This is a genomic window from Epilithonimonas sp. UC225_85, from assembly GCF_042695135.1.
Classification (GTDB): Bacteria; Bacteroidota; Bacteroidia; order Flavobacteriales; family Weeksellaceae; genus Epilithonimonas.
Window position 1 is genome coordinate 2,216,214 of the sequence record NZ_CP170547.1, and the last position, 25,296, is coordinate 2,241,509.

20 protein-coding genes are annotated in these 25,296 nt (G+C 36.2%); 8 read left to right on the forward strand and 12 right to left on the reverse strand.

The genetic code is table 11. From position 1 onward, the window contains the following. Positions 1 to 36: 36 nt before the first annotated feature. Both ACFJGY_RS10240 and ACFJGY_RS10245 read left to right on the forward strand, forming a co-directional pair. Positions 37 to 549 (forward strand): FKBP-type peptidyl-prolyl cis-trans isomerase, encoded by a 513-nt coding sequence (locus ACFJGY_RS10240; RefSeq protein WP_379963542.1) that lies wholly within the window; start codon positions 37 to 39, stop codon positions 547 to 549. Positions 550 to 568: 19 nt separating this feature from the next. Beyond that, positions 569 to 1,666, forward strand: coding sequence for a peptidylprolyl isomerase (locus ACFJGY_RS10245; protein ID WP_379963544.1), 1,098 nt, complete (start codon positions 569 to 571; stop codon positions 1,664 to 1,666). A gap of 63 nt (positions 1,667 to 1,729) precedes the next feature. On the opposite strand, the gene ACFJGY_RS10250 is transcribed toward ACFJGY_RS10245, so the two are convergent. From ACFJGY_RS10250 to ACFJGY_RS10280, 7 genes are all read right to left on the reverse strand, one after another. Continuing rightward, positions 1,730 to 2,101, reverse strand: a complete 372-nt coding sequence (locus ACFJGY_RS10250; RefSeq protein ID WP_379963546.1) for a helix-turn-helix domain-containing protein — start codon at positions 2,099 to 2,101, stop codon at positions 1,730 to 1,732. 324 nt (positions 2,102 to 2,425) lie between these two features. Continuing rightward, the gene (locus ACFJGY_RS10255; RefSeq protein WP_379963548.1) at positions 2,426 to 2,962 is read right to left on the reverse strand and encodes a biliverdin-producing heme oxygenase; all 537 of its coding nucleotides are present in this window, start codon (positions 2,960 to 2,962) and stop codon (positions 2,426 to 2,428) included. Beyond that, entirely contained in the window at positions 2,943 to 5,147 is a 2,205-nt protein-coding gene (locus ACFJGY_RS10260; RefSeq protein ID WP_379963550.1) for an ATP-binding protein, read from the reverse strand. The genes ACFJGY_RS10255 and ACFJGY_RS10260 overlap by 20 nt, the downstream gene beginning before the upstream one ends. A gap of 187 nt (positions 5,148 to 5,334) precedes the next feature. Next, positions 5,335 to 6,576 carry a DUF1015 domain-containing protein gene (locus tag ACFJGY_RS10265; RefSeq protein ID WP_379963552.1) on the reverse strand — a complete coding sequence of 414 codons (1,242 nt, stop codon included), beginning with the start codon at positions 6,574 to 6,576 and terminating at the stop codon, positions 5,335 to 5,337. A gap of 3 nt (positions 6,577 to 6,579) precedes the next feature. Further along, on the reverse strand, positions 6,580 to 7,536 hold the full coding sequence (locus ACFJGY_RS10270) for a D-2-hydroxyacid dehydrogenase (protein ID WP_379963554.1): 957 nt from the start codon (positions 7,534 to 7,536) through the stop codon (positions 6,580 to 6,582). A 182-nt stretch (positions 7,537 to 7,718) separates the two neighbouring features. Next, on the reverse strand, positions 7,719 to 8,774 hold the full coding sequence (gene serC / locus ACFJGY_RS10275; RefSeq protein WP_379963556.1) for a 3-phosphoserine/phosphohydroxythreonine transaminase: 1,056 nt from the start codon (positions 8,772 to 8,774) through the stop codon (positions 7,719 to 7,721). Positions 8,775 to 8,847: 73 nt separating this feature from the next. Beyond that, positions 8,848 to 9,198, reverse strand: a complete 351-nt coding sequence (locus tag ACFJGY_RS10280) for a 4Fe-4S binding protein (RefSeq protein WP_232706578.1) — start codon at positions 9,196 to 9,198, stop codon at positions 8,848 to 8,850. Between the two features lie 49 nt (positions 9,199 to 9,247). Between ACFJGY_RS10280 and ACFJGY_RS10285 the strand changes: the two genes are divergently transcribed. The 3 genes from ACFJGY_RS10285 to ACFJGY_RS10295 all read left to right on the forward strand — a co-directional run bounded on the left by ACFJGY_RS10285 (position 9,248) and on the right by ACFJGY_RS10295 (position 14,761). Continuing rightward, positions 9,248 to 10,282, forward strand: coding sequence for an acyl-CoA reductase (locus ACFJGY_RS10285; protein ID WP_379963558.1), 1,035 nt, complete (start codon positions 9,248 to 9,250; stop codon positions 10,280 to 10,282). A 363-nt stretch (positions 10,283 to 10,645) separates the two neighbouring features. Then, positions 10,646 to 12,199, forward strand: a complete 1,554-nt coding sequence (locus tag ACFJGY_RS10290) for a leucine-rich repeat protein (protein ID WP_379963560.1) — start codon at positions 10,646 to 10,648, stop codon at positions 12,197 to 12,199. 51 nt (positions 12,200 to 12,250) lie between these two features. Beyond that, positions 12,251 to 14,761: a leucine-rich repeat protein gene (locus tag ACFJGY_RS10295; RefSeq protein ID WP_379963562.1), complete on the forward strand. Its 2,511-nt coding sequence runs from the start codon at positions 12,251 to 12,253 to the stop codon at positions 14,759 to 14,761. 156 nt (positions 14,762 to 14,917) lie between these two features. Here the strand turns inward: ACFJGY_RS10295 and ACFJGY_RS10300 are convergent, their stop codons facing one another. After that, positions 14,918 to 15,958, reverse strand: a complete 1,041-nt coding sequence (locus ACFJGY_RS10300; protein ID WP_379963564.1) for a hypothetical protein — start codon at positions 15,956 to 15,958, stop codon at positions 14,918 to 14,920. 184 nt (positions 15,959 to 16,142) lie between these two features. Between ACFJGY_RS10300 and ACFJGY_RS10305 the strand changes: the two genes are divergently transcribed. Both ACFJGY_RS10305 and ACFJGY_RS10310 read left to right on the forward strand, forming a co-directional pair. After that, on the forward strand, positions 16,143 to 16,502 hold the full coding sequence (locus tag ACFJGY_RS10305; protein ID WP_379970165.1) for a transposase: 360 nt from the start codon (positions 16,143 to 16,145) through the stop codon (positions 16,500 to 16,502). Between the two features lie 357 nt (positions 16,503 to 16,859). Continuing rightward, positions 16,860 to 19,772, forward strand: a complete 2,913-nt coding sequence (locus ACFJGY_RS10310; RefSeq protein ID WP_379963566.1) for a M16 family metallopeptidase — start codon at positions 16,860 to 16,862, stop codon at positions 19,770 to 19,772. Positions 19,773 to 19,852: 80 nt separating this feature from the next. Here the strand turns inward: ACFJGY_RS10310 and ACFJGY_RS10315 are convergent, their stop codons facing one another. After that, complete coding sequence (locus tag ACFJGY_RS10315; protein WP_379963568.1) at positions 19,853 to 20,053, reverse strand: YqaE/Pmp3 family membrane protein; 201 nt, start codon at positions 20,051 to 20,053, stop codon at positions 19,853 to 19,855. A 261-nt stretch (positions 20,054 to 20,314) separates the two neighbouring features. Here ACFJGY_RS10315 and ACFJGY_RS10320 point away from each other — a divergent pair, with 261 nt between their 5' ends. Next, complete coding sequence (locus ACFJGY_RS10320) at positions 20,315 to 21,769, forward strand: hypothetical protein (RefSeq protein WP_379963570.1); 1,455 nt, start codon at positions 20,315 to 20,317, stop codon at positions 21,767 to 21,769. A gap of 132 nt (positions 21,770 to 21,901) precedes the next feature. Here ACFJGY_RS10320 and ACFJGY_RS10325 read toward each other — a convergent pair whose 3' ends face one another. The 3 genes from ACFJGY_RS10325 to ACFJGY_RS10335 all read right to left on the reverse strand — a co-directional run bounded on the left by ACFJGY_RS10325 (position 21,902) and on the right by ACFJGY_RS10335 (position 25,186). Next, on the reverse strand, positions 21,902 to 23,044 hold the full coding sequence (locus tag ACFJGY_RS10325; protein WP_379963572.1) for a DEAD/DEAH box helicase: 1,143 nt from the start codon (positions 23,042 to 23,044) through the stop codon (positions 21,902 to 21,904). Between the two features lie 72 nt (positions 23,045 to 23,116). Next, positions 23,117 to 24,187, reverse strand: coding sequence for a GNAT family N-acetyltransferase (locus ACFJGY_RS10330; protein WP_379963574.1), 1,071 nt, complete (start codon positions 24,185 to 24,187; stop codon positions 23,117 to 23,119). Positions 24,188 to 24,238: 51 nt separating this feature from the next. Next, positions 24,239 to 25,186 (reverse strand): polysaccharide deacetylase family protein, encoded by a 948-nt coding sequence (locus tag ACFJGY_RS10335; protein ID WP_379963576.1) that lies wholly within the window; start codon positions 25,184 to 25,186, stop codon positions 24,239 to 24,241. Positions 25,187 to 25,296 lie beyond the last annotated feature (110 nt).

Here is a 25,296-nt window from a genome sequence, read left to right on the forward strand (position 1 = left end):
ATAACCATATTTGATACTCAGAAGACATTTCAAAATATGAAAAAAACATTTTTTATATCATCTCTGGTCTTTTTAGCTGCTTGTGCTAAGCAGAATCCTGTACAAAATACTGGTGAACAGTTTATGTCCGAAAGCGAAATGGAAGTTTCCAAAAACAGATCAAAAGATCTGAATAATCTTGAAAGATCTCAGATAGAAGACTGGATCAAATCTCAGAATATAAAATATTATCCAATGGGAATGAACTATTGGGTAAACATTGAAAATCTTGAAAGTCTTCCCCGCAAAAATAACGGAGAAAAAGTGTCCTATAAATATGACATCTACGACTTTGACAGAACCAAATTATATCAAAATCCAATTGTCAACACCAATGTAGAATTTGGACATTTTATAGAAATGGATGCTGTGGAAGATGTGATCAGATATTTGAAAAAGGGAGAAGAAGCAGAGATTCTGGTGCCTTCTGTTTTAGCATACGGAACTTATGGTGACAATAAAAAAATAACCAATGACATGCCTCTCATTATCAAGGTAAAAGTATTATAACAAACGATTATTATAAACAATGAAAAAAATTATAGCACTTTCTATAACATTATTAACATTATTAAATTGTAAAACATTGGAAATAGACAAAGAAGTTTATAAAAGTCTGCCAGACGGACTTTATGGAAATTTTGTAACAAGTAAAGGTGAAATCCTGGTAAAATTCGAAGATGAAAAATCTCCGGTAACTGTTGCCAATTTTGTAGGTCTTGCAGAAGGTAAAATCGAAAATAAAGCAAAGAAAAAAGGGGAACCTTTTTATGATGGAACTATCTTTCACAGAGTGATCAAAGATTTTATGATCCAGGGTGGTGATCCTCAGGGAACCGGAATGGGAGATCCCGGATACAAATTTGCTGACGAGAAAAACGACCTTCAGCACACAGGAAAAGGAATCTTGTCTATGGCGAATTCCGGACCTAATACCAACGGTTCTCAGTTCTTCATTACAGAGATTGCAACGCCTTGGTTGGATGGAAAACACACAATTTTCGGAAAAGTGGTAAAAGGTGAAGAAACTATTGATGCAATTGCAAACGTAGAAAAAGGACCACAGGACAAGCCAAAAACGGATATTGTTTTGACGAAAGTAGCAGTTTTCGGAAAAGGCGATCAATACAAACATTACGATGCTGCAAAAATCTTCTCCGAAGGTAAAGCTAAAATCGAAGAAAAAAACAAAGCATTTTTAGCAAAAGCTGAAGCAGAAAAAGCTAAAAAACTAGCTGAATTTGCTGCGAATCAGGAAAAGTTAGTCAACGAAATGAAAGCCGGGATGCAGTCAACAGCTTCTGGTCTTTACTATAAAATTACTAAAACGACAACTGGTGCAGCACCAACAGCCGGACAAACAGTTTCTGTTCATTACGCAGGAAAATTGATCAACGGGGAAGAGTTTGATAACTCTTTCAAAAGAAATGCACCGATTGATATTCCAATTGGAGTTGGCCAGGTGATCAAAGGCTGGGACGAAGGAATTCTTTTATTGAAAGAAGGAGAGACAGCAACATTACTGATTCCACCGGCTTTAGGTTACGGAGAAAGAGGAGCAGGAGGTGTGATCCCGCCAAATTCCTGGTTGGTTTTCGATGTAGAGTTAGTTAAAATCGAGAAATAATCTTTGAGATTTAATCATAAAGAAAGGAGTGAAATTAATTTTTCACTCCTTTTTTTGTTATAATCAATGTTCATTCATTTTCCGGATATCCTCCAGACTTTTGTCCTTATAGAAATCCTGTAGTCCTATAATTGGAGAATTAATATCCTGGAGTTTATGAAGCTGATGATTTTCCGATAAGTGCTGCTGCATGTCGAGCAGGGAAAAAAGATCATTAGGCGTACAGTTCAGCGCGAGGCACATCGCTGTCAGCTGCCGAAAATTAACCTGAACAGCCTCTCCATTCAGCATTTTATTCACAGAATTACTACTGATACAAATCTTTCTGAGAAAAGCGTGGGGGAAGATGACTTGTCTTGCTGTCATTATCGGTTTTAGATTCAGAACAATACTGCTCTGTCTGGGCGTAAGATCGCCGCGTTTTCTTCTTAACATATATTTGTGTTTTTAATAAAAAACCAAGATAAGAAAAAAATCAAAATCTCTAATAGAAGTTTGTCACTCTTCAATAGAGGTTAGTCTTCCTCTAATACAGGTTCATCTATCTCCAATATAGATTGGTCACTCTCTGATAGAGGTTCGCCGAGATCTAATAGAGGTTTGTCATTCTCTAATAAAAGTTTGTGGGTATCTAATAGAAATTGTCTGAACTCTAATATAGGTAAATTTTTAGCTTCAGGAATAGAATTAAAGGTTTCAAAGCATAAAAAAGGGAGTGAAAAATTAATTTCACTCCCTTTATATTTTATGATTTTAATGTTATGATAACAATTGATAGGCTTTCTTTGCGCCTGTTACGCAGTTATCATAATGTTCTTTGGTAATCGTCTCATCAATGATGGATTTGAACTCCTGCCAAAACGAACCGGTATTCTCACCATACATCCCAAAGTAATTGAACTCTATATTCTCGAATTGCGGATTTCTTTTAAGTTGCTTTGCTATTACATTCCCACCCAAAGTAGAGCCTTCCATGACGTACAATGCACCAAAAGCTTCGGCTTCGTTTTCCAGATTTTGTGTAGAAATTTCGGTTTCAGTTTTTATATTCAGATTGTTCAGATCAGTTTTAAGTGCATTGATCTTGCTTCTCAAATCCAATTTCAGTTCCGGATAGTTTTTTAATTGCTCCTGAATCTGAGGCTCGTAACGGTTGATTAATTTATAATTGTGAATCAAAAGTGTTTTGTAATCATCTAAAGTATAGGATTTATCAAAAATTTTCTGTGATTGTAGTTTTGCTTCTGTGTCGTCGTGTTGTTGTTTTGTTTGTTCTTTAAGAAATACTGAAATCATAATCAGGTTTTTGAAATTTTAAAATAAATGTGGTTCCGATACCGGTTTCGCTTTCATAGCTGATCTCGCCGCCCATTTTCTCCATCAGATGCTGGACGATGCTTAGCCCGACACCATTTCCGTTGAAGGCTTTTGCATTGCTCATTCTGCTGAAGATTTTGAACATTTTTCCGGCATCCTGTTTATCAATGCCAATTCCGTTATCGGATATTTTGTAGGTGATTCCATCTTCATAGACTTCTCCTATTATTTTTACCGTTGGTTTTGAAGATTTCGAAGAATATTTGATCGCATTCCCAATCACATTCCCAAAAACCTGATAAACCATTGTTGGATCTCCCAAAACTTCCGGTGTGTTTTCGATAATAATTTCCGTATTAGGCGAGTCAAAACTTATTTTCGAGTCCTCTGCTAATTTATTAATCAGAGAATCGACCTCAATTTTCCTGAGTTCTATTTCGGATTTTTTTATTTTACTGAGTTCCAGTACATTCTTGATCATATCACTCATAGAATCTACCTGGGTAATAATTGTATCAAGAAATTTTTGAGAATTCTCATTTGGCTGAGACATTCTTTTCATCAGCTGAGCATTCAGTTTGATGACTGTAAGCGGTGTATTAAGATCGTGAGAAATTGTATAAGAAAAGGAATCCAACTCTTCATTCAGTTCCTTCAGCTGGTTATTAAGATCCAAAATCTGTGAAGACTGGGTATGAGAAGCTTTTAAGATGACAGATGTTATCCATTTGGCAGATTCTATCTCCCTTATTTTCCACGGGAGTGCTGTATCTTTTACATATTCTTTCCACACTTCGAAGGATTTTCTGGGCGAAAATTTAATAATCTCAACACCGTCTTTTATTTCAGAAACAGTTTCCTTTTCAGGTTTTCCTGCCCATTCTATTTTTTGACCTTGTTCTTTTCTCATCCAGATCAGCATATCAGAAGTGTTGCTTCCCAAAACGCTGATGATGATTCCGCAGCTTATTTCAGAATTATCCAATTCTAAACCGCTGGTCTTACAGAATGTATTGGAAATAAAAATATTTTCTTCAAAATCCTGATTATTGTCCTTGCTCCATTGGATGATCTTTTCGATATCAGAATGATTTGGAACGTTCCCAAAAGTCAGAAGTTCATTATTAATTTTAATAATCATTCCTTCTGCATTACAGGTTTTCATAATATCTTCGATATTATTTTCCAAAGCTTTTTCAAAATTCTCTTCACTCAAAAGATTCTGACGAAGCGAAATATTACTAAGATTACTCCTTTGGTAATCTTCCAGAGTCTGCAAAGATTTGTAAGATCCGTAGGCGTTTGCCGCCGTTCTCGTAAGTGTTTCTACCAAAAGTCTCGACTGCAGATCCAGGTGTTTTGGTTCTGCATTTTGGCACGCAACCATTCCCCACAAAACACCATTTATAATGATGGAAGTACTGAAACTGGATTCTACACCCGCATTTTTGAGATATTGCCGGTGGACAGGAGATGATGACCTTGTAACACTATATGTAAGATCTATTTTTTCTTTCTGAACGCCAAAGATAGGGTAGGTCTTCCCGGAAACATGAGAAGTAATTCTAACTGGATTTTTCAGATAAAGTTCTCTTGCCTGAGCAGGAATATCGGATTCCGGATAATGGAGATGCAGGTAGCTTTCCAAGCCTGCTTTTACAGATTCTTCAATCACTTCGCCACTACCATCATAAAGGAACTGATAGATCATGGCCCGATCAAAATCAATGATATTCTGAACTTCCTTTAATAAGATTTTCCAGATATTATCTTTATCGGATAATTTTAGTATGTTCTGGATTGCCTGATATTCTTTATTAATTTTATGAGTCGGAATTACTTTTTCAATTTCGTAAAATGTAAAGCCGTTGTTTGAATGGATAGCTAGCGTATATTCTTCGTCTTTGAAATGGATATGCTGAATTGCAAGTTCCTGATTTTCAGAAAAATTAAGCCAGTTTACATCAAGCTCAAGTTCATCAAATAAAACTTTGATATCTTTTCCAATAATTGTACTGGAATCTTGAGAAAAAAGTTCTAAAATATTCTCACTATAGAAAGTAATTTTAGAATCCTTGGTTCCAATTAAAAAGCCATATTCCTGAACTTCGCCGCAAATATGAATGGGTTCTTGATCACAATTGATATATTCTTTCGGATACATATTGTAGGTTATTAATTTAATATATCATGTGTTTTGCTCAGTAAAGATAAAAAAATAATAATTAACTATTGTTGATTTATTTTTTAAGATATTGCAGATTAAGTTACTTTTTTAAGACTAATTGTTATATAAATACAAAAAGACGTCAATTTTATTAACGTCTTTATAGATTTTTTAGAGAATCAATTTATTTCATATCGTACATCATCAATGCCGTGATAAGTTTTGGCTCTATCAAAGTACATTTTGGAGGCATCTTGATTTCTTTATCAGAGATCTTTAACAGGTCATTAAAACTGATTGGATAAATCCCGAAACCTACTTTAAACTCACCTGAATCTACTTTGTCCTTGATCTCAATAATCCCCTGTGTATCGGATGTTCCCTTCAGATAAGTAATCTTGTCTGTATGTTTGGCATTTTCTATACCGAATATCTTTTCGAAAATATATTTATCAACCAGGTGATGATCCAAATCGTTTTCATTTTTAAGTTCCTCACGGATATTATGTTTGACATGTAAACTGTAAAATCTGCCACCCAGATACATACTGATATGGAATTTTTGTGAAGGAAAATATGGCGCCGTTCCTTTGTCGTGGATCTGGAAATCTTCTTTCAGTTTTTCAAGAATTTCTTCATCAGACAAACCATTAAGGTCACTCAGAAGGCGGTTGTAGTCATTAATTTTGATTGATTGGTTGGAAACGATGAAGCTGTAAACAAAATTATAATGTTCTGTTCCGTGAGATCTTTTGTATTTGTCTCTTTGTTTTTTGGCATATTCTGCAACAGACCCAATTCTGTGATGCCCGTCTGCAATGTAAAAAGAATCAATCGGATCCAGAACTTCTTTGAACTGTTGTAGTTTCAGTCTGTTATCGATTTTCCAGATCTTGTGTTTTACACCTTTTTCATCTTTATAATTGATGATGGGAACATTTTTTTGTTCGTGTGTCATCAATAATTCTACTTTGGAATTGGAATGGTAAGTCAGTAGAACCGGTTCAGCCTGCAGATTAACTTTCTCCAGGTAATGCGCCATTTTCATTCGGCGTTCTGTAATGGTAGATTCGTGTTTTTTGATTTTTCCATCCCAAAAATCATCAACGCTCACCAAGCCCAAAAGTCCTCGGAAAGAACTTTTATCGGGTAAAGTCTGCTCATAAAGATAGTAAGCCGAATCATCCTGGGTCAGTTTTTTTTCCTCTAATAATTCCTCATAATTGGATCTTATTTTTCTGAGGTTTCTATCTATATCTTTAGATTTGCTGACCACAGCAGGCTTTATCATCTGGATATAGGAATTGTCCTGTTGTGACTTTTTGTTGATCTCTTCCTGAGTGAAATTATCCAGAGAATAAGTCGGGAAAACATCTACAAAATCATGATTAGGTCTGATTCCTTTAAATGGTTTAAATACTGGCATATTTTATAGTTGGTCTTTCAATTTAATAATTTGTGCTGCTAATTCTTCTCCAATTCTGTTTTGAGCGTCAATCGTATTTCCGCCAACGTGAGGGGAAAGAGACATCGCAGGATTCATAAGAATTTCCACTTCCGGACTTGGTTCTTTTTCAAAAACATCCAGCGCTGCACCGGCTAATTTGCCATCCTCAATGGCGTCGATCATAGACACTTCATTGATAACGCCGCCTCTTGCTGTATTCACGATGAAAACACCGTCTTTCATCATTGCAAACTCATTGGTATCGATGATATATTCGTCCGTTTTAGCTGTATTAAGGCTGATAAAATCCGAATTCTCTAAAACTTCATTTAAAGTTACTGATTTTATTTCAAAATTCAAAGACTGTCCATCGAAGAAACTGATTTCTAAAGTCTTTGTTTTTGGTGTTCGGTTGTAAGCTAAGATTTTCATTCCCAAAGAAATACCAATCTTAATCACTTCTATTCCGATATTTCCCATCCCGATAACACCAAGTGTTTTTCCGGAAAGCTCTGAGGCATTCTGAAATGATTTTTTAAGCGCATTAAAATGGGTTTCGCCTTCCAGCGGCATCAATCTATTGCTCTCGTGAAGAAATCTTGCCAACGAAAAGAAGTGTGCAAAAACAAGCTCTGCAACTGATTTGCAGGAAGCTTTTGGTGTATTGATAATATAGATTCCTTTGTCTATGGCATATTCAACATCAATGTTGTCCATTCCTATACCGCCACGCCCGATAATCTTAAGATTTGGACATTCATCAATTAAGTTTTGTCTTACCTGTGTTGCACTTCTTACAAGAAGAACATCCACATTGTTTTCATTGATGAACTTGCTGAGATGTTCCGGCGAAACACGGCTTTCCAAAACCGTAATATCGGCGTTTTCTAAAAGTTGAATCCCTGATTCTGAGATCCCATCATTGGCTAATACAATCATGTTTAATTCAAAAATGCTTTTATCATTGAGTTTCCCCGAATTGTATAACTTTGATTTCAAGGTGTGCTAAGATACGACATTTTATTAAATTAACATTGATTTAACAAAAAAACGTCCCCAAATAATTGAAGACGTTCTGTATATTTTGGCTTTAAATCTACTGTCTAAAGCTTAATTTTAATTTAAATGCTTTTCATTACATCAACCAAAACCTGCACACTTTCGATTGGCATTGCGTTGTAGATACTTGCTCTGTAGCCGCCAACACTTCTATGGCCATTCAGTCCGCTGATTCCCGCTGCTTTCCAGGCTGCATCAAAAGCTCCTTGCTTGGATTCGTCTGTCAAAGTGAAAGTCACATTCATAAAAGAACGGTCTTCTTTTGCTGCAACACCCTGGAAATTTGGGTTGCTGTCGATCTCGTCATAAAGTAATTTTGCTTTAGCGTTGTTTCTTGCTTCAGCCGCAGCAATTCCGCCGTTTTCTTCCAGATGTTTTAATGTTAAATATGAAGCATAAACTGCAAAAACAGGAGGCGTATTTGACATTGATTCTTTATCGATATGAACTGAATAATCCAGATAAGTTGGGATTGTTCTACCTGTTTTTCCAAGAATTGATTTTTTAACAACGACCAAAGTTGCGCCGGCCGGACCCATATTTTTCTGAGCACCAGCATAGATCAAATCAAACTGAGAAAAATCCAGCTCTCTGCTGAAAATATCAGATGACATATCGCAAACCAAAAGCGTATCTACTTTCGGGAATTCTTTCATCTGCGTTCCAAAGATCGTGTTGTTGGATGTGCAATGGAAATAATCGTATTCTGAACCTACTTTATATTCTTTGGGGATGTAAGAATAGTTAGCTTCTTTGGAAGTCGCCACCACATCTACATTTCCAATCATCTTCGCTTCTTTGATTGCGCCTGCCGCCCAAGTTCCAGTGTTCGTGTAAGCCGCTTTTCCTTCAATAGTAAGAAGGTTGTAAGGAACCATCAAAAACTGAAGACTCGCGCCACCTTGCAGATACAACACCTCATAATCATCGCCAAGATTCATCAGTCTTTTTACGATAGCACGGGCTTCGTCCATTACTGCTACGAAATCTTTACTTCTGTGAGAGATTTCCAAAAGTGACAATCCTGAACCATTGAAATTAAGAATCGCTTCTGAAGCTTTCTGAAAAACTTCCTGTGGTAAAATACTTGGACCTGCGCTGAAATTATGTTTTTTCATTATTTGATAGAAATTAGAAGTTAGAGTTTAGAATTAGATTTTAAGCTAATAGCAAAAAGCCATCAGCCAGTTGTTACTCGTTGTGAAGGAATGCTTTTTTAGCCAAAAGTTGTTCTTCGGTTTCAACATTATCTTCATCCGGGACGCAGCAGTCAACAGGGCAAACTGCAGCGCACTGAGGTTCTTCGTGGAAGCCTTTACACTCGGTACATTTGTCGGTAACAATAAAGTAATAATCATCTGCAACAGGTTCCTGCGCCGCATCTGCATTTACAGAAAGTCCGGATGACAAAACCACCATACCTTTCAGATCGGTTCCTTCGGATGCTTTCCAATCTACTGCTCCTTCATAGATGGCGGTGTTCGGACATTCCGGTTCACAGGCGCCACAATTGATACATTCATCAGTTATCTTGATAGCCATTGCTATTTTATTTTTAATTTTGTGCAAAATTACAAAAAAAAAGCCAGCTATGCTGAACGAAAACAAAATTTTGGGACTCGAAAAATTAGGAAATTTCATTAATGATTTCATTCAAAAAGATGAAGATTCTTATAACGAAAAGGAAGAGCGATTGGGGTATTTGATGAAGCGTTCCGAGATTGAAAACCCTTGGTTTACATTAGAAAATCAAACTTATAATTTGAAACAATGGGCAGGACTTTTCATCAAAGAAAATATTGAAAACTGGCTGTCCAAATACCAATTATCCAGCAAACCAAAAAGGGTGGGACTCATACTTGCAGGAAATATTCCGATTGTTGGATTTCACGATATTATCTCGGTGGTATTGAGTAATCATATTCCGATTATCAAATTATCTTCCAAAGACAAATTGATGTTACCTTTTCTTTTAGAATTATGGAAAGAGTTTTCCGATAACTCAATTAAATATGAAATCGTAGAAAGACTGGAAAACTTTGATGCAGTGATCGCAACCGGAAGTAATAATACAGCGAGATATCTGGAATATTACTTTAAAAACCACCTCAGCATTATCCGAAAAAACAGAACATCCATCGCTGTTTTGAAAGGTGATGAAACTGTAGAAGAACTGCAGCTTCTTGCAGATGATATTTTCCGATACTTTGGATTAGGCTGCAGAAACGTGACTAAGCTTTTACTTCCAAAAGATATGAAAGTTGATGGTTTATTTGAAAATTTCGTCAAATATCAGGACATTATCAATCATAACAAATACGCTAATAATTACGATTACAACCGTGCCGTTTATCTCTTAAATCAAGATCTTTTCTGGGATAATAATTTTGTGATGCTGAGAGAAGACGAAAAGCTGTTCAGTCCATTATCTGTAGTTAATTTTTCACGTTATGAAACCTTAGATGACGCGAAACAATTTGTGGAAGATAACAAGGCCGAAATCCAGACCATCGTTGCAAAACCCGAGTTGGGATTAGATTCTATTGGATTTGGTGAGACGCAGAATCCTTCTTTAGACACTTATGCTGATAATGTAGACACAATGGCTTTTCTAAGCGTGATATGATTCTTTAATTAAAAATTTGTCATTAATAAAAAGCGGATTCGAAAGTTTCCGTTTTTTTTATTTGAAATCTCAGATCAGCGGTAGAAAAAGATAACATTTGTACCTTGGGGAAATCATTTGTAAATTATTGACATATTGCACTTTGTAATCATTTTCACAGCGAAAATCCTATAATAAATACCTATATTTGTATAAACTTGAATTAAAGCCTATTTATTTTCCATTTTTACAAGTATTAAAATGATCAAGCCAATTTTTTAAACATAGAAAATTTTGACTTGTAACAATCTAATAATGAAATTATTGTGGGGAGATAAAATGGTATTAATCTTTAAATGATATCATAAAAACAAGCAACCAATTATGAAAAAAAATTACTTTTTAAAAACCGTAAAAGCTCTCTTTGTTTTTGCAAGCTTAATGACAGGTTTGTCCTTGCAAGCTAATTCTATTACAAATCCAAGCTTAACTTCTAAAACAACAAAAGCAGTAGGCGATGTATTTTCTGTTGCCGGAATAAGATATAGGGTAACTGCAGAAACTACCGGCAACTACACTGTAGAAGTGATTTCGAATGCTTATGCCGGAAACATAAATATACCGGCAACTGTGGATTATAATTCTAAGACATATAGTGTAACTAATATTGACAGTCATGCTTTTTCTGAATGTAAATCTTTATTCACAGTTACGCTACCCAATTCGTTAGTCTCTATTGAATATGAGGCTTTTAATCTATGTACAAGCTTAACTTCGGTTACGATTCCAGAATCAGTGATATCTATTGGATATGGTGCTTTTAGAGCTTGTACATCTTTACCATCAGTAGTATTACCAAGTTCTTTAATATCCATTGGTACCAATACTTTTAGCAGTTGTTATGCTTTAAAGTCGGTTAACATTCCAGATTCTGTTACTTCTATTGGGGATTACGCTTTTTATAGCTGTTCAGCATTGACGTCTGTTATCATTCCGGATTCTGTAACAACTATTGGAAGTTCTGCTTTTGGAAGTTGTTCATCCTTAGCCTATCTGAAACTTTCCAATTCCTTGAAATTTACTGGAAATGGTGTTTTTAAAGGTTGCAAATTTTCCTCAATTACACTCCCTGATTCTTTACCTTCTATTGCTTTCGAAACTTTTTATGGGTGTAGATTCTTAACTTCTATTATTATTCCCAATTCGGTAGCATCTATCGGAGTTTCTGCTTTTGCTAATTGTTCATCTCTTACCTCTGTTATCCTTCCAAACTCAATAAAGTCCATTGAAGGAACTGCATTTTCTTCATGTACCTCTTTAAGTTCTATTATCATCCCAAATTCTGTAACTTCTGTTAAAAATAGAGCTTTTTATAACTGTTCATCATTAACTTCAGTTGCAATTCCAAGTTCTGTGACTTCTATTGAAGAATTCGCTTTTGCTTTTTGCTCGTCTTTAGCATTGGTTACAATTCCAAATTCGGTGACTTCTATTGCACAATATGCTTTTTATAATTGTTATTCTTTAACGTCAATTGTTGCTCAAAATCCTATCCCAGTAGATTTAACGAACATCAACCCCGTATTTTTAGGAGTTAATAAAACCTATTGCACACTTTATGTTCCCGTAGGCTCTGTTCCGGCTTATAAAGCTGCCTATCAATGGAAAGACTTTCTCCAGATCACAGATGATGCTTTGGCAACAACAGATATTAAAAAAGTAAATACGGTTCTCTATCCTAATCCTGCAAAAGATATGGTAACCATAGACCATCTTGGAAAAGATACAGAAATTCAAATCGTAGACTTAGTTGGGCGGGAAGTTTACAGAATAAAATCTAAAAACAATTCTGCAACGATCAATACGTCTACTTTCCAAAATGGCGTGTATCTGGTAAAAGCCGGACAAACAGTATTTAAACTACAGATTGCTAAGTAGGTTTATAGCCAATTTTGATAAAATATTACAAAAACAAATAATCCAAAAATTATGAAAAGAAATTACTTTTTAAAAACCGCAAAAGCTTTCTTAGTTTTTGTAAGCTTAATGACAGGTATGTCCTTGCAAGCTAATTCTATTACAAATCCAAGCTTAACTTCTAAAACAACAAAAGCTGTTGGCGATGAGTTTTCAACCGGAGGAGTAAGATATAAAGTAACCACAGAAACTGACGGCAACTACGCTGTAGAAGTAATAGCGAATGGTTATGTTGGTAATGTAACGATCCCGGCAACCGTAGATTATAATTCCAATACATACAGTGTTACATCTATTGGTGCTTCTGCATTTGCTAATTTCAGAGATTTAATTTCGGTTACGATGCCTAACTCTGTAACTTCTATCAAATCTTCTGCTTTTTCTGGTTCAGCATCTTTAGCTTCCGTAACCCTTTCCAATTCTTTAATTTCTATTGGAGATAGTGCTTTTTCCGGGTGTAAAGCTTTGTCCTCAATTACACTTACTAATTCTATTGCAACTATTGGAAGTTCTGCTTTTTCAAATTGTACCTCTTTGACCTCTATTTCGATTCCTAATTCTGTAACAACTATTGGAAGTCTTGCTTTTTCCCTTTGTTCAGCTTTAACGTCGGCTTCGATTCCAAATTCTGTAACATCTCTTGGAGGGTCTGCTTTTTCTAATTGTATAGCTCTGAACTCGGTTAATATCCCAGGTTCTATCACTGCTATAGGAGATTCTACTTTTTATAATTGTAAAGCATTAACTTCGCTTGCGATTCCAAGTTCGGTAAGTTCTATTGGCGTTTCTGCTTTTGAAGGCTGTACAAAATTGGCCTCGCTTATGATTCCTGGTTCTGTAACTTCTATTAAAAGTAAAACTTTTTATAACTGCAGCGCATTAGCCTCGGTTACGCTTCCCGGCTCTCTAGTTTATATTGAAGATTCTGCTTTTGCAGGCAGTGGTTTAACCACGATTACGCTTCCCAATTCTGTAATTACTATTGGAACTCAGGCTTTTTCTGGTTGTAAAGCTTTGACTTCGTTTACGCTTTCCAATTCTTTGACTTCTATCGGGGATAATGGCTTTTATAACTGTACAGCTCTAGCCTCGGCTACGATTCCTAATTCGGTGACTAACATTGGACTTTCTGCTTTTGAAGGCTGTACATCATTAGCCTCGGTTGTACTTTCTAATTCTATTTATTCTATTGGAGAAAAAACTTTTTTTAACTGTAAAGCTTTAACCTCGGTTACGATCCCAAGTTCTGCAACTTATATTGGCGTAGCTGCTTTTGGAAATTGCACCTCCTTACCGTCGATTACGATTCCTAATTCGGTAACCTCTATCAGAGATTCTGCTTTTTCCGGTTGTAAAGCATTAATATCGATTAATATTCCTAATTCGGTCACCTCTATTGGAGGCTCTGCTTTTTTTGATGCCGGCTTAGTATCTATTACTTTCCCCAATACTTTAATTTCTATTGGATCCTATGCTTTTTATAATTGTACCTCATTATCTTCGGTGACGCTACCAAATACAGTATATTATATCGGAGGTTCTGCCTTTCAAAACTGTATATCTTTATCCTCAATTACGCTTCCTACTATATTAACTTCTATTGGAAATAATACTTTTGCCAATTGTTCATCATTAATTTCGGTTAATATTCCCAATTCCGTAACTATCATTGAAGGCGGCGCTTTTTATGGCTGTACATCGCTTAAATCTATTGCAATTCCAGAGTCAGTAACGTCTATTGGAATTAGTGCTTTTGAAAAATGTTCTGCCTTAATCACAATCACGATTCCAGATTCGGTAAATTTCTTAGGAGACAGTGCTTTTTATCAATGCTCATCTTTAACCTCGGCTTCACTTTCCAATGCCATTACTACTATTGGATATAATACTTTTGGTAGTTGTTACTCTTTAAAAACGATTAAGCTTCCTAATTCTTTAGTTTCTATTGGAGGTTCTGCTTTTTTTGGTGCTGGCTTAGTATCTATTACTTTCCCCAATACTTTAACTTCTATTGGATCCTATGCTTTTCGTTTTTGTACATCTTTAGTATCGATGACACTTTCCAGTTCGTTATCTGGAATGGGGTATGGAACTTTTTCTGGGTGTTCAGCTTTAGCCACTATTTATGCTAAAAATCCTACACCTCCGAATTTATCAGGTAACTCAATAGCTTTTTATCTTGTAAATGTAAGCACCTGCAAACTATATGTTCCCGTGGGTTCTGTTCCTGCTTATAAAGCTGCCGATGTATGGAGAGGATTTATGATATCAGAAGAAACTATGGCAGCCACAGATGTTAAAAAAGTCAATATGGTTCTCTATCCCAACCCGGCAAAAGATATGGTAACCATAGATCATCTTGCAAACGATACAGAGATCCAGATCGTAGACTTGGTTGGACGGCAAGTTTACAGAACCAGATCTAAAACCAGTTCTGCAACGATCAATACCTCTACTTTCCAAAATGGCGTGTATCTGGTAAAAGCCGGACAAACAGTATTTAAACTACAGATTGCTAAGTAGGTTTATATAATTATTCCTAATAGTACAAATCATAAAAGCACAGACTCATCATCTGTGTTTTTTTATGTCTCAACAAATTTCACATAATCCTGCATACACCCATTGATAAAACTTTAGTTCTCGAAGTCTGTCACTTTGAGTTATTAGCAGACACACTTATGGGGCACTTTGCACAGGGGGTAGTTTAAAGACAAGTCTGATATAAGTTGGCTGAGCACCTAAAAGAAATTGTGGTTGTATAAACATAGTAGCCATGTAAGATCCGGGTTCATTTGATACATCTTCTATGGCAATCCGGGCAGACTTCAATGGATATGCCGCCTGAACAGCCAGTGGCGCACGGTCATCCAATAAAACATATTGCGAAATCCAGGTATTTAAAAAGCTTTCTACATTAGCCCGTGTCATCAAGCTTCCGATTTTATTCTGTAGGATTGTTTTGATGTATTGTGCAAAGCGGCAGGCAATGAGCTGGTAAGAAAAAGGTTCCGCTTGCTCCGACACTACCGGCCAGGCATAACGGTCAAAATTATTTGCGACCTGCTCAGCAATACTGAATGCAGGATTATGATAAGTATCGCTTGTTGCTGGAGCCTGTACACGAACTAAAGAGAAATCACTATTGGACCGAGAATCCTTGGTAGCAGCAATAAAAGGAACCTGGAATTCTTCTGCCAAAGTTTCTGTTTTTTGAAGCAAAAGAGTATCATCAGTGTTTTTGCTAAAGTGATAATCACTCATCAATATATCTAGACTTTTATGATAATCTGATTCCATTTTACGCATCGATTTGTAGAGTTTGCTGTCTGCAGCTTTTTCGGAAAGATTATTTGCAAAATCGGCTTTGCTCATTTTGATCACAAATAACTCCAGCTTACGGATTTTGCTCATATTTGCAAGGAAACGGGAAAGGTCGGGGCGAGAAGCTTCCGGAATATTGAGCTTTTGAAGAAATGCTTCTATATCACTTCCAGAGTCTGATCCCGTCCAAGGCTCAAAATACGCTGAAGATTTTTCCTTAGACGTGGCGTCATCGATCAGAATACCTATTCTAAACGGCAAAGATGTTTTAATGATAGTACCATGATCTTCAACGTCGTAGATAATTTTAGTTTTAATGGATTCCATTTTACTGTTTTGAGCTTTGATTCCGAAACAAGAAAGTATTGTCAATATGAAGATTGTTGTTTTTCTCATTGATGCTTTTTATAGGTAAACAAACTTAAATAAAAAATTCGACTAAAGTAATTATATTGAAAATTCGTGTACTACTTACTTTTTTATAAATAATTAGAAATCACCAGATTATTAGTTGTATAAATTAGTTATAAAAACACCACCGAAAAGGTTTCGTTTTTTGTAGCAAATCCATTATTATATTATCACAGGCATCGTTTCAAACAGAGGTCAAAAATTATTTGCTGTTTTTGCAATGCCGGATCATGTTCATCTGCTCGTAAGCATCAAACCAAATATTTTGATTTCAGATTTGGTAAGAGACATAAAAGCGGGTTCATCAAAATTCATTAACGACAAAAAATGGGGTTTTGGTAAATTCAATTGGCAGGAAGGCTATGGCGCATTTTCGTATTCCAAAAGCCATGTAGATAATGTTGTAAAATATATTTTAAATCAGGAGATGCATCACAATAAGAAATCATTTAAAGAAGAGTATTTGGATTTTCTAAGAAAATTTGATATTGAATATGATGACAAATATGTTTTCGAATGGATTGAATAAACTGTTATTAACAGGTCGCTCCTACGGAGCTTTCTACAAATAATTAAACAATAATACTATTAACAGTAAACCTCTATGAGGTAATGAAAAATTAACGCTATTGCAAAAGCCCATTAAAAATTGACTGTGAAATCGTCATAGAAACAACTATTAATAGAAATTTAACCAAGGCTGACGCGAGCATCTTGCTCGTGCTCATTAATAAAAAAGAGCTACAAGCTCGCGCTAGCGAAAATAACAAAAGCATAGATAGCAATCTGTGCTTTTTTACATCTAATCCAAAAGTAACAATCCCCAACAATTGGCAACTAATAAAATGTTGCGTAAATTACGCTCCAGAAAAAATAAAAGTATAGTATGAAGAAACTATTTATTTCAATTTCACTCTTATTTATGATCAATGCAATGGCACAGAAATTTGAAACGCAAACCAAAACCGACGCTGCGGGTTACACCTACGAAACCGTAAAAAATGACCAATCCGGGGTACGCGTTTATACCCTGAAAAATGGACTGAAGGTCTATCTCGCAAAAAATGATGACGCTCCAAGAATCCAAACTTATATCCCTGTAAAAACAGGTTCCAACAACGATCCAAGCGACAATACAGGATTAGCACACTACCTGGAACATATGGTTTTCAAAGGGACTTCCAAACTGGGAACTCAGGATTGGGAAAAGGAAAAAGCTTTATTAGCACAGATCTCAGATCTCTACGAGCAGCACAAAGCGGAAAAAGACCCTGAAAAGAAAAAAGCTCTTTACAAGAAAATCGACGAGGTTTCTCAGGAAGCCTCCAAATACGCCATCGCCAACGAGTACGACAAAGCGATCTCTTCTCTTGGCGCAACAGGAACCAATGCACACACCTGGCTGGACGAGACGGTTTACAAAAACAACATCCCATCCAACGAATTGGAGAAATGGCTGAAAGTGGAGAAAGAACGTTTCTCGGAATTGGTTTTGAGATTGTTCCATACAGAACTGGAGGCAGTTTATGAGGAATTCAACCGTGCTCAGGACAACGATGGTCGTCTTGTAAATTACACCATGATGGAAGCGCTTTTCCCGAAACATCCGAACGGTCAGCAAACGACGATCGGAACTTCAGAGCATTTGAAAAGCCCGTCTATGGTGGCGATACACAAATATTTCGATACTTATTACGTGCCCAATAATATGGCGGTCGTATTGGTTGGAGATCTGGATTTTGATAAAACCATTAAGATGATAGATCAATATTTTGGAACGTTCAAGTATAAAGAGCTTCCAATGAAAAAAATGGTGTCGGAAGAGCCGATGACGAGCGTGGTTGCCAGAACGGTAAAAAGTCCATCTACACCAAGAATGCTAATGGCCTGGAGAACGGATTCTTACGGAACTCACGATGCCAGATTGGCGGATGTTGTTGCTGAGATTTTGAGCAATAACGGCGATGCAGGTTTGATCGATCTTAACATCAATCAAAAACAAAAAACATTGGGAGCTGGCGCTTACGAATCGGCTTTCAAAACTTATGGTGCATTCGTATTAAGCGTGGTTCCAAAAGACGGACAAAGTTTTGATGATGCGAAGAAATTGTTATTAGACCAAATCGATTTAGTTAAAAAAGGACAATTCCCGGATTGGATGCTTCACGCCATCGTCAATGATATGAAAGTCCAGAGAATGAAAGGCTGGGAAACGGCTGACGGACTGGCTACGACTTTGTACGGCGCATATATCAACAACAGAACCTGGGAGCAGGAACTTGACGAAATCAACCAATACGAAGGGATTTCGAAAGCTGATGTAGTGAAATTTGCCAACGATTTCTTCAAAGATAATTATGTGGTGGTTTACAAAGAAAAAGGCGTGAATGATAAATTAGTTCGTGTTCAGAATCCTGGTATTACGCCAATCAAACTGAACAGAGAAGCGCAATCACCGTTCCTGAAAGAGATCATCAATGAGAAATCGTCTGATATCAAACCTCAGTTCATAGATTTTAATACAGCAATTGCGACTTCAACCATTAAAGATAAAAAAGTAAGCTTCGTTAAAAATAAATATAATGAAGTCGCTCAGGTGAATTATGTGTTTCCTTTCGGGACAGATAACGACAAGGAACTGGCTTTGGGTGTGACGGTTCTTCAATATCTTGGAACGGATAAATACACACCGGAACAATTGAAGGAAGAGTTCTACAAACTGGGAATTACCAACCAGTTCAGAACTTCTAATGACCAGATGATCATTGCCCTGAGCGGACTGGAAAGCAATATGAAAAAAGGCGTGGAGCTCATGAACCACTGGATCAACAATGTGAAAGCTGACCAGGCAATCTATGACCAGACCGTGAAAACATTCTTGGAATCCAGAGAAGTTGCCAAAAAAGACAAGACCAGAATAATGGCGGCGCTTACGAATTATGCCAAATACGGAAAAGAATCCCGTATGACGGATGTGATTTCTAAGGAACGTCTGCAAAGTATTAATGTGAATGAGCTAATGTCAAAAATCAAAACATTGAACCAATATCCTTACGAAGTTTTCCTTTATGGGGAAGATCAGAAAGGTCTGGAAAAAGCAGTGAAGCCTTATATCCTGGATACAAAACTTCAGCCTGCAAAAGCTAAAGATTACCCAGAATTGGCGACGGACGGCAAAGTATATTTTACTGGTTATGATATGGTGCAGATGGAAATGTCCAAAGTGGCAAAAGCAGGAAATGTAAACCTGGCAAATTTCGGAAAGGCAAGTGTTTTCAATGAGTATTTTGGACGGGGATTGTCATCTATCGTATTTCAGGAAATCAGAGAGAGTAAATCTTTGGCATATTCGGCGTATGTTTCTTATGCGAATGCAACAGAACTTAACAAACCGAATTATGTCACCAATTATATCGGAACTCAAGCCAACAAATTACCTTTGGCAGTTGCAGCAATGAGTGAGTTGATGGCAGATTTTCCACAGATTCCGGCTCAGTTTGAGAATGCAAAAGGATCTGCCTTGAAACAGATTGCATCCAACAGAATCAACAGAACTACGATTTTCTACAACCAGCTTTCGCTTAAAAAATTAGGCGTAGACCACGATATCAGAAAAGATGTTTATGCTGAGATTCAAACCCTGACATTACCGGAACTTACAGCTTTCTACAACTCCGATATCAAACCGTTGTCTTACAACACAGCGATCATCGGAAAAAAAGAAAACCTGAATATGGAATCCATCAACAAAATGGGAACCTTCACAGAAGTGAGTCTGGAGGAGATTTTCGGATATTAAATTTCGGATAAGTTTGTAAATAAGAAAAGGATGGGCGAGGGCTCATCCTTTTTTGGTTAATTTAAAACATAAATTAAGCTTTACTTCCCACTCTCTCTCACTGCCCGAATCAACTTATCATTCCTTTTCTCCGCTCTTTCATTATTCAGAGACAACGCCGCCCAGATCGCAGCCGGAAGCCAGCCCAAAACGGTAATCTGCAAAATAAAACAAATAACTGCAGTTATAATTTTTCCTCGAAAGAAGAAAGACAGGAATGGAAATACAATGGCTAATAACATTTCTATAAGTTTATTGAGCAAGTTAAATAAATTTGTCTTAATCTTATCAATTAAAATCTCTGTCAACTTGGCAAAAACTAAAAAATTCAAAAAATACATTTCACGTATAGGAAGGGTATAGCTACTGTATAGCGATAGCCTATAAAAATCATCTGTCAAAATGTCAAAAACAAATATTCTTGTGCGGGTTCGTTTTGGTTTCAGTTTTGATTCAAGAACAATAATTTCGGTCAATCGGAGTTTATTATGCACATTCTACAAATGATGTTAAAACTTTTTTGCTTTTTTCTCTTCATTTTCTGTTTTGTAAAAATTGCAGCACAAAATAATTTGACCTTCACCAACGATAATTACAGCGGGATCAATTCTGCTGTTCTCTCACCAACTCAGCCTTTTCTGAACTCAAATCCGTGGGATGTCAACCTCGTCTCAGCAGATATTTTTTTACAGAATGATTATGCCTATATCTCAAAGCAAAGTCTTCTCGGCTTATCAAATTCGACTATCGAAGTTGCAAATCCTAAGGAAAACATCACCGGAGAAAATACACCCAACATACTCGATTTTTATAACAAAGAGAAAGCTAATTTCTTTGCAGCATCTGATATTTTGGGACCATCATTTTCTATGACTGCCACTATTAAAGAAAAAAAATACGTTTTCGGATTGTTCAGCCGGCTCAGAACTCAGGGTTCTGTACTTGATTTTGATAATTATCTGCGTTATGGTAACGAGATGGTTCCGCAGCCTGATGATTATAATATGAAACCCTTCTCCACAAGCCTGATGAACTGGAACGAGGTCGGCCTCAACGCTGCCACAACCATATTCCCATATTCCGACAAACAATGGATTCTTGGTATTAATCTGAAATATGAGATCGGTCTGGATGCTTCTAATATCATCAATCATCAGGATATTGAATTGACAGCAACAGAACCAGGTGTGGGAGAAGATCCTGATTACAAAAACATCTATGCCTCAAATTATAACATCTCTGCAAGCTATATTACCAATTATAATTTTGAAACTAAAACTTATGAATACAAGCAGAACGGATTCGGCTTAGGTTTGGATCTCGGGATTGCGATGCTGGACAAAGATCCTCGCCAGGATGAGTATAATTCTAAAGTTTCTTTTAATATTCTGGATTTGGGCTATGTTAATTTCAAGCAGGGAATCAATCATCTTTTCAAAGACGGAAGTACGGTTTGGCTGCAGAATAATCCCAATTTGCAGGATCAGGAGTTTGAAAGTCCGGAACAATATCTGAGGTTATTGAGCAAAGAAGCTTATGGGGATGAGAATGCGTCTTTTGCAGGCTATGGCTTCAAGATCGGATTGCCGACAAGCATTAATGTAAATTACAGTCAAAGGATCAGAGAGCATCATTTTGTGAATATAAACTGGATCCAGCGTGTCCCAGTTTTCGAAAATTCTTTGAGGCGAAATAATATCCTTAATGCCAATTACATAATTCAGAAAGAAGCTTTTGGATACGGGATTTCTACCACCTTATCAGAATATAAAAATCTACAGTTTGGCGGATATGTAAGACTTGGACCTTTGATTCTGGGTAGCGAAAATGCGTTCCCGATTCTCTTCAAACACGATCATCTTCATGCAGCTAACATTTATCTGGCAATCAAGCTATATCCTTTTTGGGATAATGAATTCAAACGCCATAGAAGACAGAAATGCGATTGTGAAAAGTAAGCTATTAAGAGGTTGTTAGTTTTTAAAATTCTTGTTGATTTAACAGATAATCAGATTTTTGCCTAAAATAAATCTGTACTATAAGATCAGCCTAATCTTCGAGAAAATAATTTTTAATATTATTTTATCAACCTAATAACCGTGCAGATCAATATCACCCGTCCTTTGTAAAGTCACTTTTTTGCCCATTTTCTTCTGAATTACCCGGAAATGCTGCAATTCTTCATCAGTCAGAATATTAATCGCAGTTCCTTTTTCACCTGCACGACCCGTTCTACCAATCCTGTGAATGTAGTCCAAAGGTGAACGTGGCAATTCATAATTGATGACGCAAGATAAATCGTCGATATGGATTCCACGACCGATTAAGTCTGTAGCGACCAAAATCTGGGCACCATTAACTTTGAATTCTTCCAGATTATTTCTACGTGCACCCTGCGATTTCTGGCTGTGAATGGCAACGGCTTTTATTTTGTTTTTCTTTAGTTTCTCCACCAAATTGTCGGCAGATCGGGTAGAGGAAACAAAGATCAAAGCTTTTTCAACCTTCTTTTCTTTGATCAAATATCTTAAAAATGGACCTTTGTTTTCGGGAGAGACGTGGTAAGCCAATTGCTCGATATTGTCAATTTCAACTTCCTTTTTCTTTATTTCAATAAGTGTCGGATTGATAGATAGACGTTTCTTCATTTCAGAAACTTTATCATCCAGGGTTGCTGAGAACAAAGTCGTTTGTTTCTTCGCAGGCATAAGGGCAAATAGCTTATTCATTTCTTCACCAAAACCTAACTGGAACATTTTGTCTGCTTCATCGATTACTAAATGCTGGATCTCCGAGATACTCAAGGCATTATGATCAATTAAATCCAGTAAACGACCAGGCGTTGCGATAAGAACCTCAACCCCAAACATTCCTTTCATCTGTGGATTGATAGAAACACCGCCATAGACAGCCATCGTACGGATCTCGCGCTTCAGATTTTCTGTGAAAACTCTGAAAACCTCATCAATCTGAATCGCCAATTCTCGAGTTGGAACCAAGATCAAAACCTCAATATTACGGTCTTTTTTAACTTCGGTATTCTGTAACTTTTCCAAAATTGGGATTACAAAACAAGCCGTTTTTCCGGATCCGGTTTGCGCAATTCCCATCAGATCTTTTCCTTGTAAAATAACAGGAATTGCCTGTTCCTGAATTGGAAATGGCTTAAGGTAACCTAATTTTTTAACGGAACTGATAATATTGCTTGATAATCCCAACGATTCAAATGACATAAAAACTTATTTACGGCAAAGATAAGTTATTGAGATTTGTTCTATTGCAAAGCTGAATCCGACTTAAATATTTTAGGTAAAGGAAAAATCGCCGTCACCATCAGTAAATTTGAAGTCAAAATCCTTTCCGAGTTTCTCTTTGAAATCCTTGTGAATCATATATTTTCTTTCCAAAGGACGTTTGTAAAGTGCTTTCGGTGAATGATTTTTATTGATTGATGAATTAAGCTGATCATCGTAAATCGTCATCATTTTCACTTTATATTTCCTGATGATTTTCGGAAGAAGATCGGGAATCAGATTGACATTTCCGAAATAGTAAAGCACTTTCAGATGACTATTTCGTACAGAACAAAACATCGTAGCAACAATCTCCTGATTCTGATAAACCGACACCCAAAACATTTCATAATCTTTAGCAAAAGAAGAAAACAGATAAGCTGGCTGTTCTTTTTCTCGGGAAATCCACGGAAAATCCAATATCCATCGGAATTCTGCAGAACTTCTGCCAATCGGATTTTTCTTCTGTTTTGATATGAATTTTTCCAGAGTAGGATCTATACTTTTAGAAATCTTATAAAGATGATTTTTCCCGCTGCTGAGATACGGAATGAAGGTATTAATTAAGTTGTCAAGCTTCTTCAACAATGGTTTGTTATTCTCAAAAATCTCTTTTTTGAAGGGCAACAGTTCTGCCAGATTAGATTTGAAATAATAACGGACTGCTTTTTTCACTGTAAGGTCTTGGAACATCCCGATTTTGCGGTAAAGTCTTTGTGCACTTGTTGTAAACTCTGTAACTATCAGATTTTTGTCATAATTTTTTTCTACTTCAAAAAGCAATTGTGGTGCAACCTGCATTCCACGGAATTTTTCACTTACGAATAGCGTAGAAAGCCATCCGAAGTGGATTTTTTCTCCTGTGGCAAGCGTTACATCATCAGGCAATATTCCGACATATCCTGCTAATTCATCGTTATCATAAGCCAAATAAAGTAAAATATCCTGGTCTGTTGCACGGGGATTATTAGCGTGAGAAATTTCTCTAAGTTCAGAAATCGGGGCAAAATAGAATTTTTTAAAACCCTCAGATCTGGTAAATCCTTTGAGTTGATGCTTGTTGAGTCCGACGATATTGATCACAGAAAAATTGTTTTAACAAATATATAAAAGACTTTATTCAAAGCATAATTTTCAGCTTCTTATAATTTTATTTTTATTGAATTTCTTTAATAATTGATAGTACGATATTTCATTTTTCAGGATTTCTTCAGCCGTATAATTTCTGATTTCTACAGGAATTCTTTGCAGATTTTTGGAATTGGAATCGAGTTTAATTCCTGCAGCGCCGAAAGTAAATTTCAGATCAGGATTCTGATTAAAAATAGTTTCAAAGAATCGATTGGTAACCAGATGATCGGTGAATGGAAAAGCAAAAGAATCGTTCAGGAAAGCATTTTCTTTCATATAATCTAAAGATTTTTGCGTATTTTCCAATTGATTTTCCAAACCTAATTGATTGTAAAAAGGATGATCCCAACCGTGGGAGCTGATCCCGAATCCATCGTTTTTAAGTTTTTGTAATTGCACAGTTGTCAGATAAACCTGATTTTTTTGAAGATAATCACTGATGTTAATTTCAAGGTATTCCGCAATTTTATCCAGATGATTTTGATTCTTATAATTAATTTTTAGGATTGAACTGACATTGCTTTTCAGATCATTATTAAAATTGGGATATTTACTTAATTTGTTTTCAATTGATTTATTTTCAGTGATTTCTGAAACAATCAGGCTGGCTTTATTCCGCCACATTAATTCTTGGTTATCAATGAATTTTGGATTGATAAAATTCATCGCATAGATTCCTTTCCGTTTGAGAATAGGAGAGATGACGTCGTAAAACTCGCTGTAGCCATCGTCAAAAGTCAGGAGAACCGTTGGTTTTTTTCTGGTTGTTTTTTCAGTTTTTTCTTTGATGAAAGTCTCCCAATCTATGAACTCGAAATGTTTGGAAAGAAAATCAAGATCATTTTCAAAATGTTTGACAGAACGATATGGAAACAGATGTTTGACATGCTTCACATCCTCATCCGAAACCAAATGATAAACCAAAATCAAATCCTGAAAAGGCAGTTTCATAGAAAATCTCTCAAAGGAAATAGTCTTTGTAATCGGGTTAATAATTCGGTAAAAAATTGATTTAGCGTTCAAGATATTTTATTAAAAAAAACTTTGCCAGAGTTCTCGAC

What these genes read in the sequence shown, in the direction of transcription:
- ACFJGY_RS10240 (WP_379963542.1), top strand. Translation starts at nt 37, where the DNA reads ATGAAAAAAACATTTTTTATATCATCTCTGGTCTTTTTAGCTGCTTGT.
- ACFJGY_RS10245 (WP_379963544.1), top strand. Translation starts at nt 569, where the DNA reads ATGAAAAAAATTATAGCACTTTCTATAACATTATTAACATTATTAAAT.
- ACFJGY_RS10250 (WP_379963546.1), bottom strand. Translation starts at nt 2,101, where the DNA reads ATGTTAAGAAGAAAACGCGGCGATCTTACGCCCAGACAGAGCAGTATT.
- ACFJGY_RS10255 (WP_379963548.1), bottom strand. Translation starts at nt 2,962, where the DNA reads ATGATTTCAGTATTTCTTAAAGAACAAACAAAACAACAACACGACGAC.
- ACFJGY_RS10260 (WP_379963550.1), bottom strand. Translation starts at nt 5,147, where the DNA reads ATGTATCCGAAAGAATATATCAATTGTGATCAAGAACCCATTCATATT.
- ACFJGY_RS10265 (WP_379963552.1), bottom strand. Translation starts at nt 6,576, where the DNA reads ATGCCAGTATTTAAACCATTTAAAGGAATCAGACCTAATCATGATTTT.
- ACFJGY_RS10270 (WP_379963554.1), bottom strand. Translation starts at nt 7,536, where the DNA reads ATGATTGTATTAGCCAATGATGGGATCTCAGAATCAGGGATTCAACTT.
- serC (WP_379963556.1), bottom strand. Translation starts at nt 8,774, where the DNA reads ATGAAAAAACATAATTTCAGCGCAGGTCCAAGTATTTTACCACAGGAA.
- ACFJGY_RS10280 (WP_232706578.1), bottom strand. Translation starts at nt 9,198, where the DNA reads ATGGCTATCAAGATAACTGATGAATGTATCAATTGTGGCGCCTGTGAA.
- ACFJGY_RS10285 (WP_379963558.1), top strand. Translation starts at nt 9,248, where the DNA reads ATGCTGAACGAAAACAAAATTTTGGGACTCGAAAAATTAGGAAATTTC.
- ACFJGY_RS10290 (WP_379963560.1), top strand. Translation starts at nt 10,646, where the DNA reads ATGAAAAAAAATTACTTTTTAAAAACCGTAAAAGCTCTCTTTGTTTTT.
- ACFJGY_RS10295 (WP_379963562.1), top strand. Translation starts at nt 12,251, where the DNA reads ATGAAAAGAAATTACTTTTTAAAAACCGCAAAAGCTTTCTTAGTTTTT.
- ACFJGY_RS10300 (WP_379963564.1), bottom strand. Translation starts at nt 15,958, where the DNA reads ATGAGAAAAACAACAATCTTCATATTGACAATACTTTCTTGTTTCGGA.
- ACFJGY_RS10310 (WP_379963566.1), top strand. Translation starts at nt 16,860, where the DNA reads ATGAAGAAACTATTTATTTCAATTTCACTCTTATTTATGATCAATGCA.
- ACFJGY_RS10315 (WP_379963568.1), bottom strand. Translation starts at nt 20,053, where the DNA reads ATGTTATTAGCCATTGTATTTCCATTCCTGTCTTTCTTCTTTCGAGGA.
- ACFJGY_RS10320 (WP_379963570.1), top strand. Translation starts at nt 20,315, where the DNA reads ATGATGTTAAAACTTTTTTGCTTTTTTCTCTTCATTTTCTGTTTTGTA.
- ACFJGY_RS10325 (WP_379963572.1), bottom strand. Translation starts at nt 23,044, where the DNA reads ATGTCATTTGAATCGTTGGGATTATCAAGCAATATTATCAGTTCCGTT.
- ACFJGY_RS10335 (WP_379963576.1), bottom strand. Translation starts at nt 25,186, where the DNA reads ATGAAACTGCCTTTTCAGGATTTGATTTTGGTTTATCATTTGGTTTCG.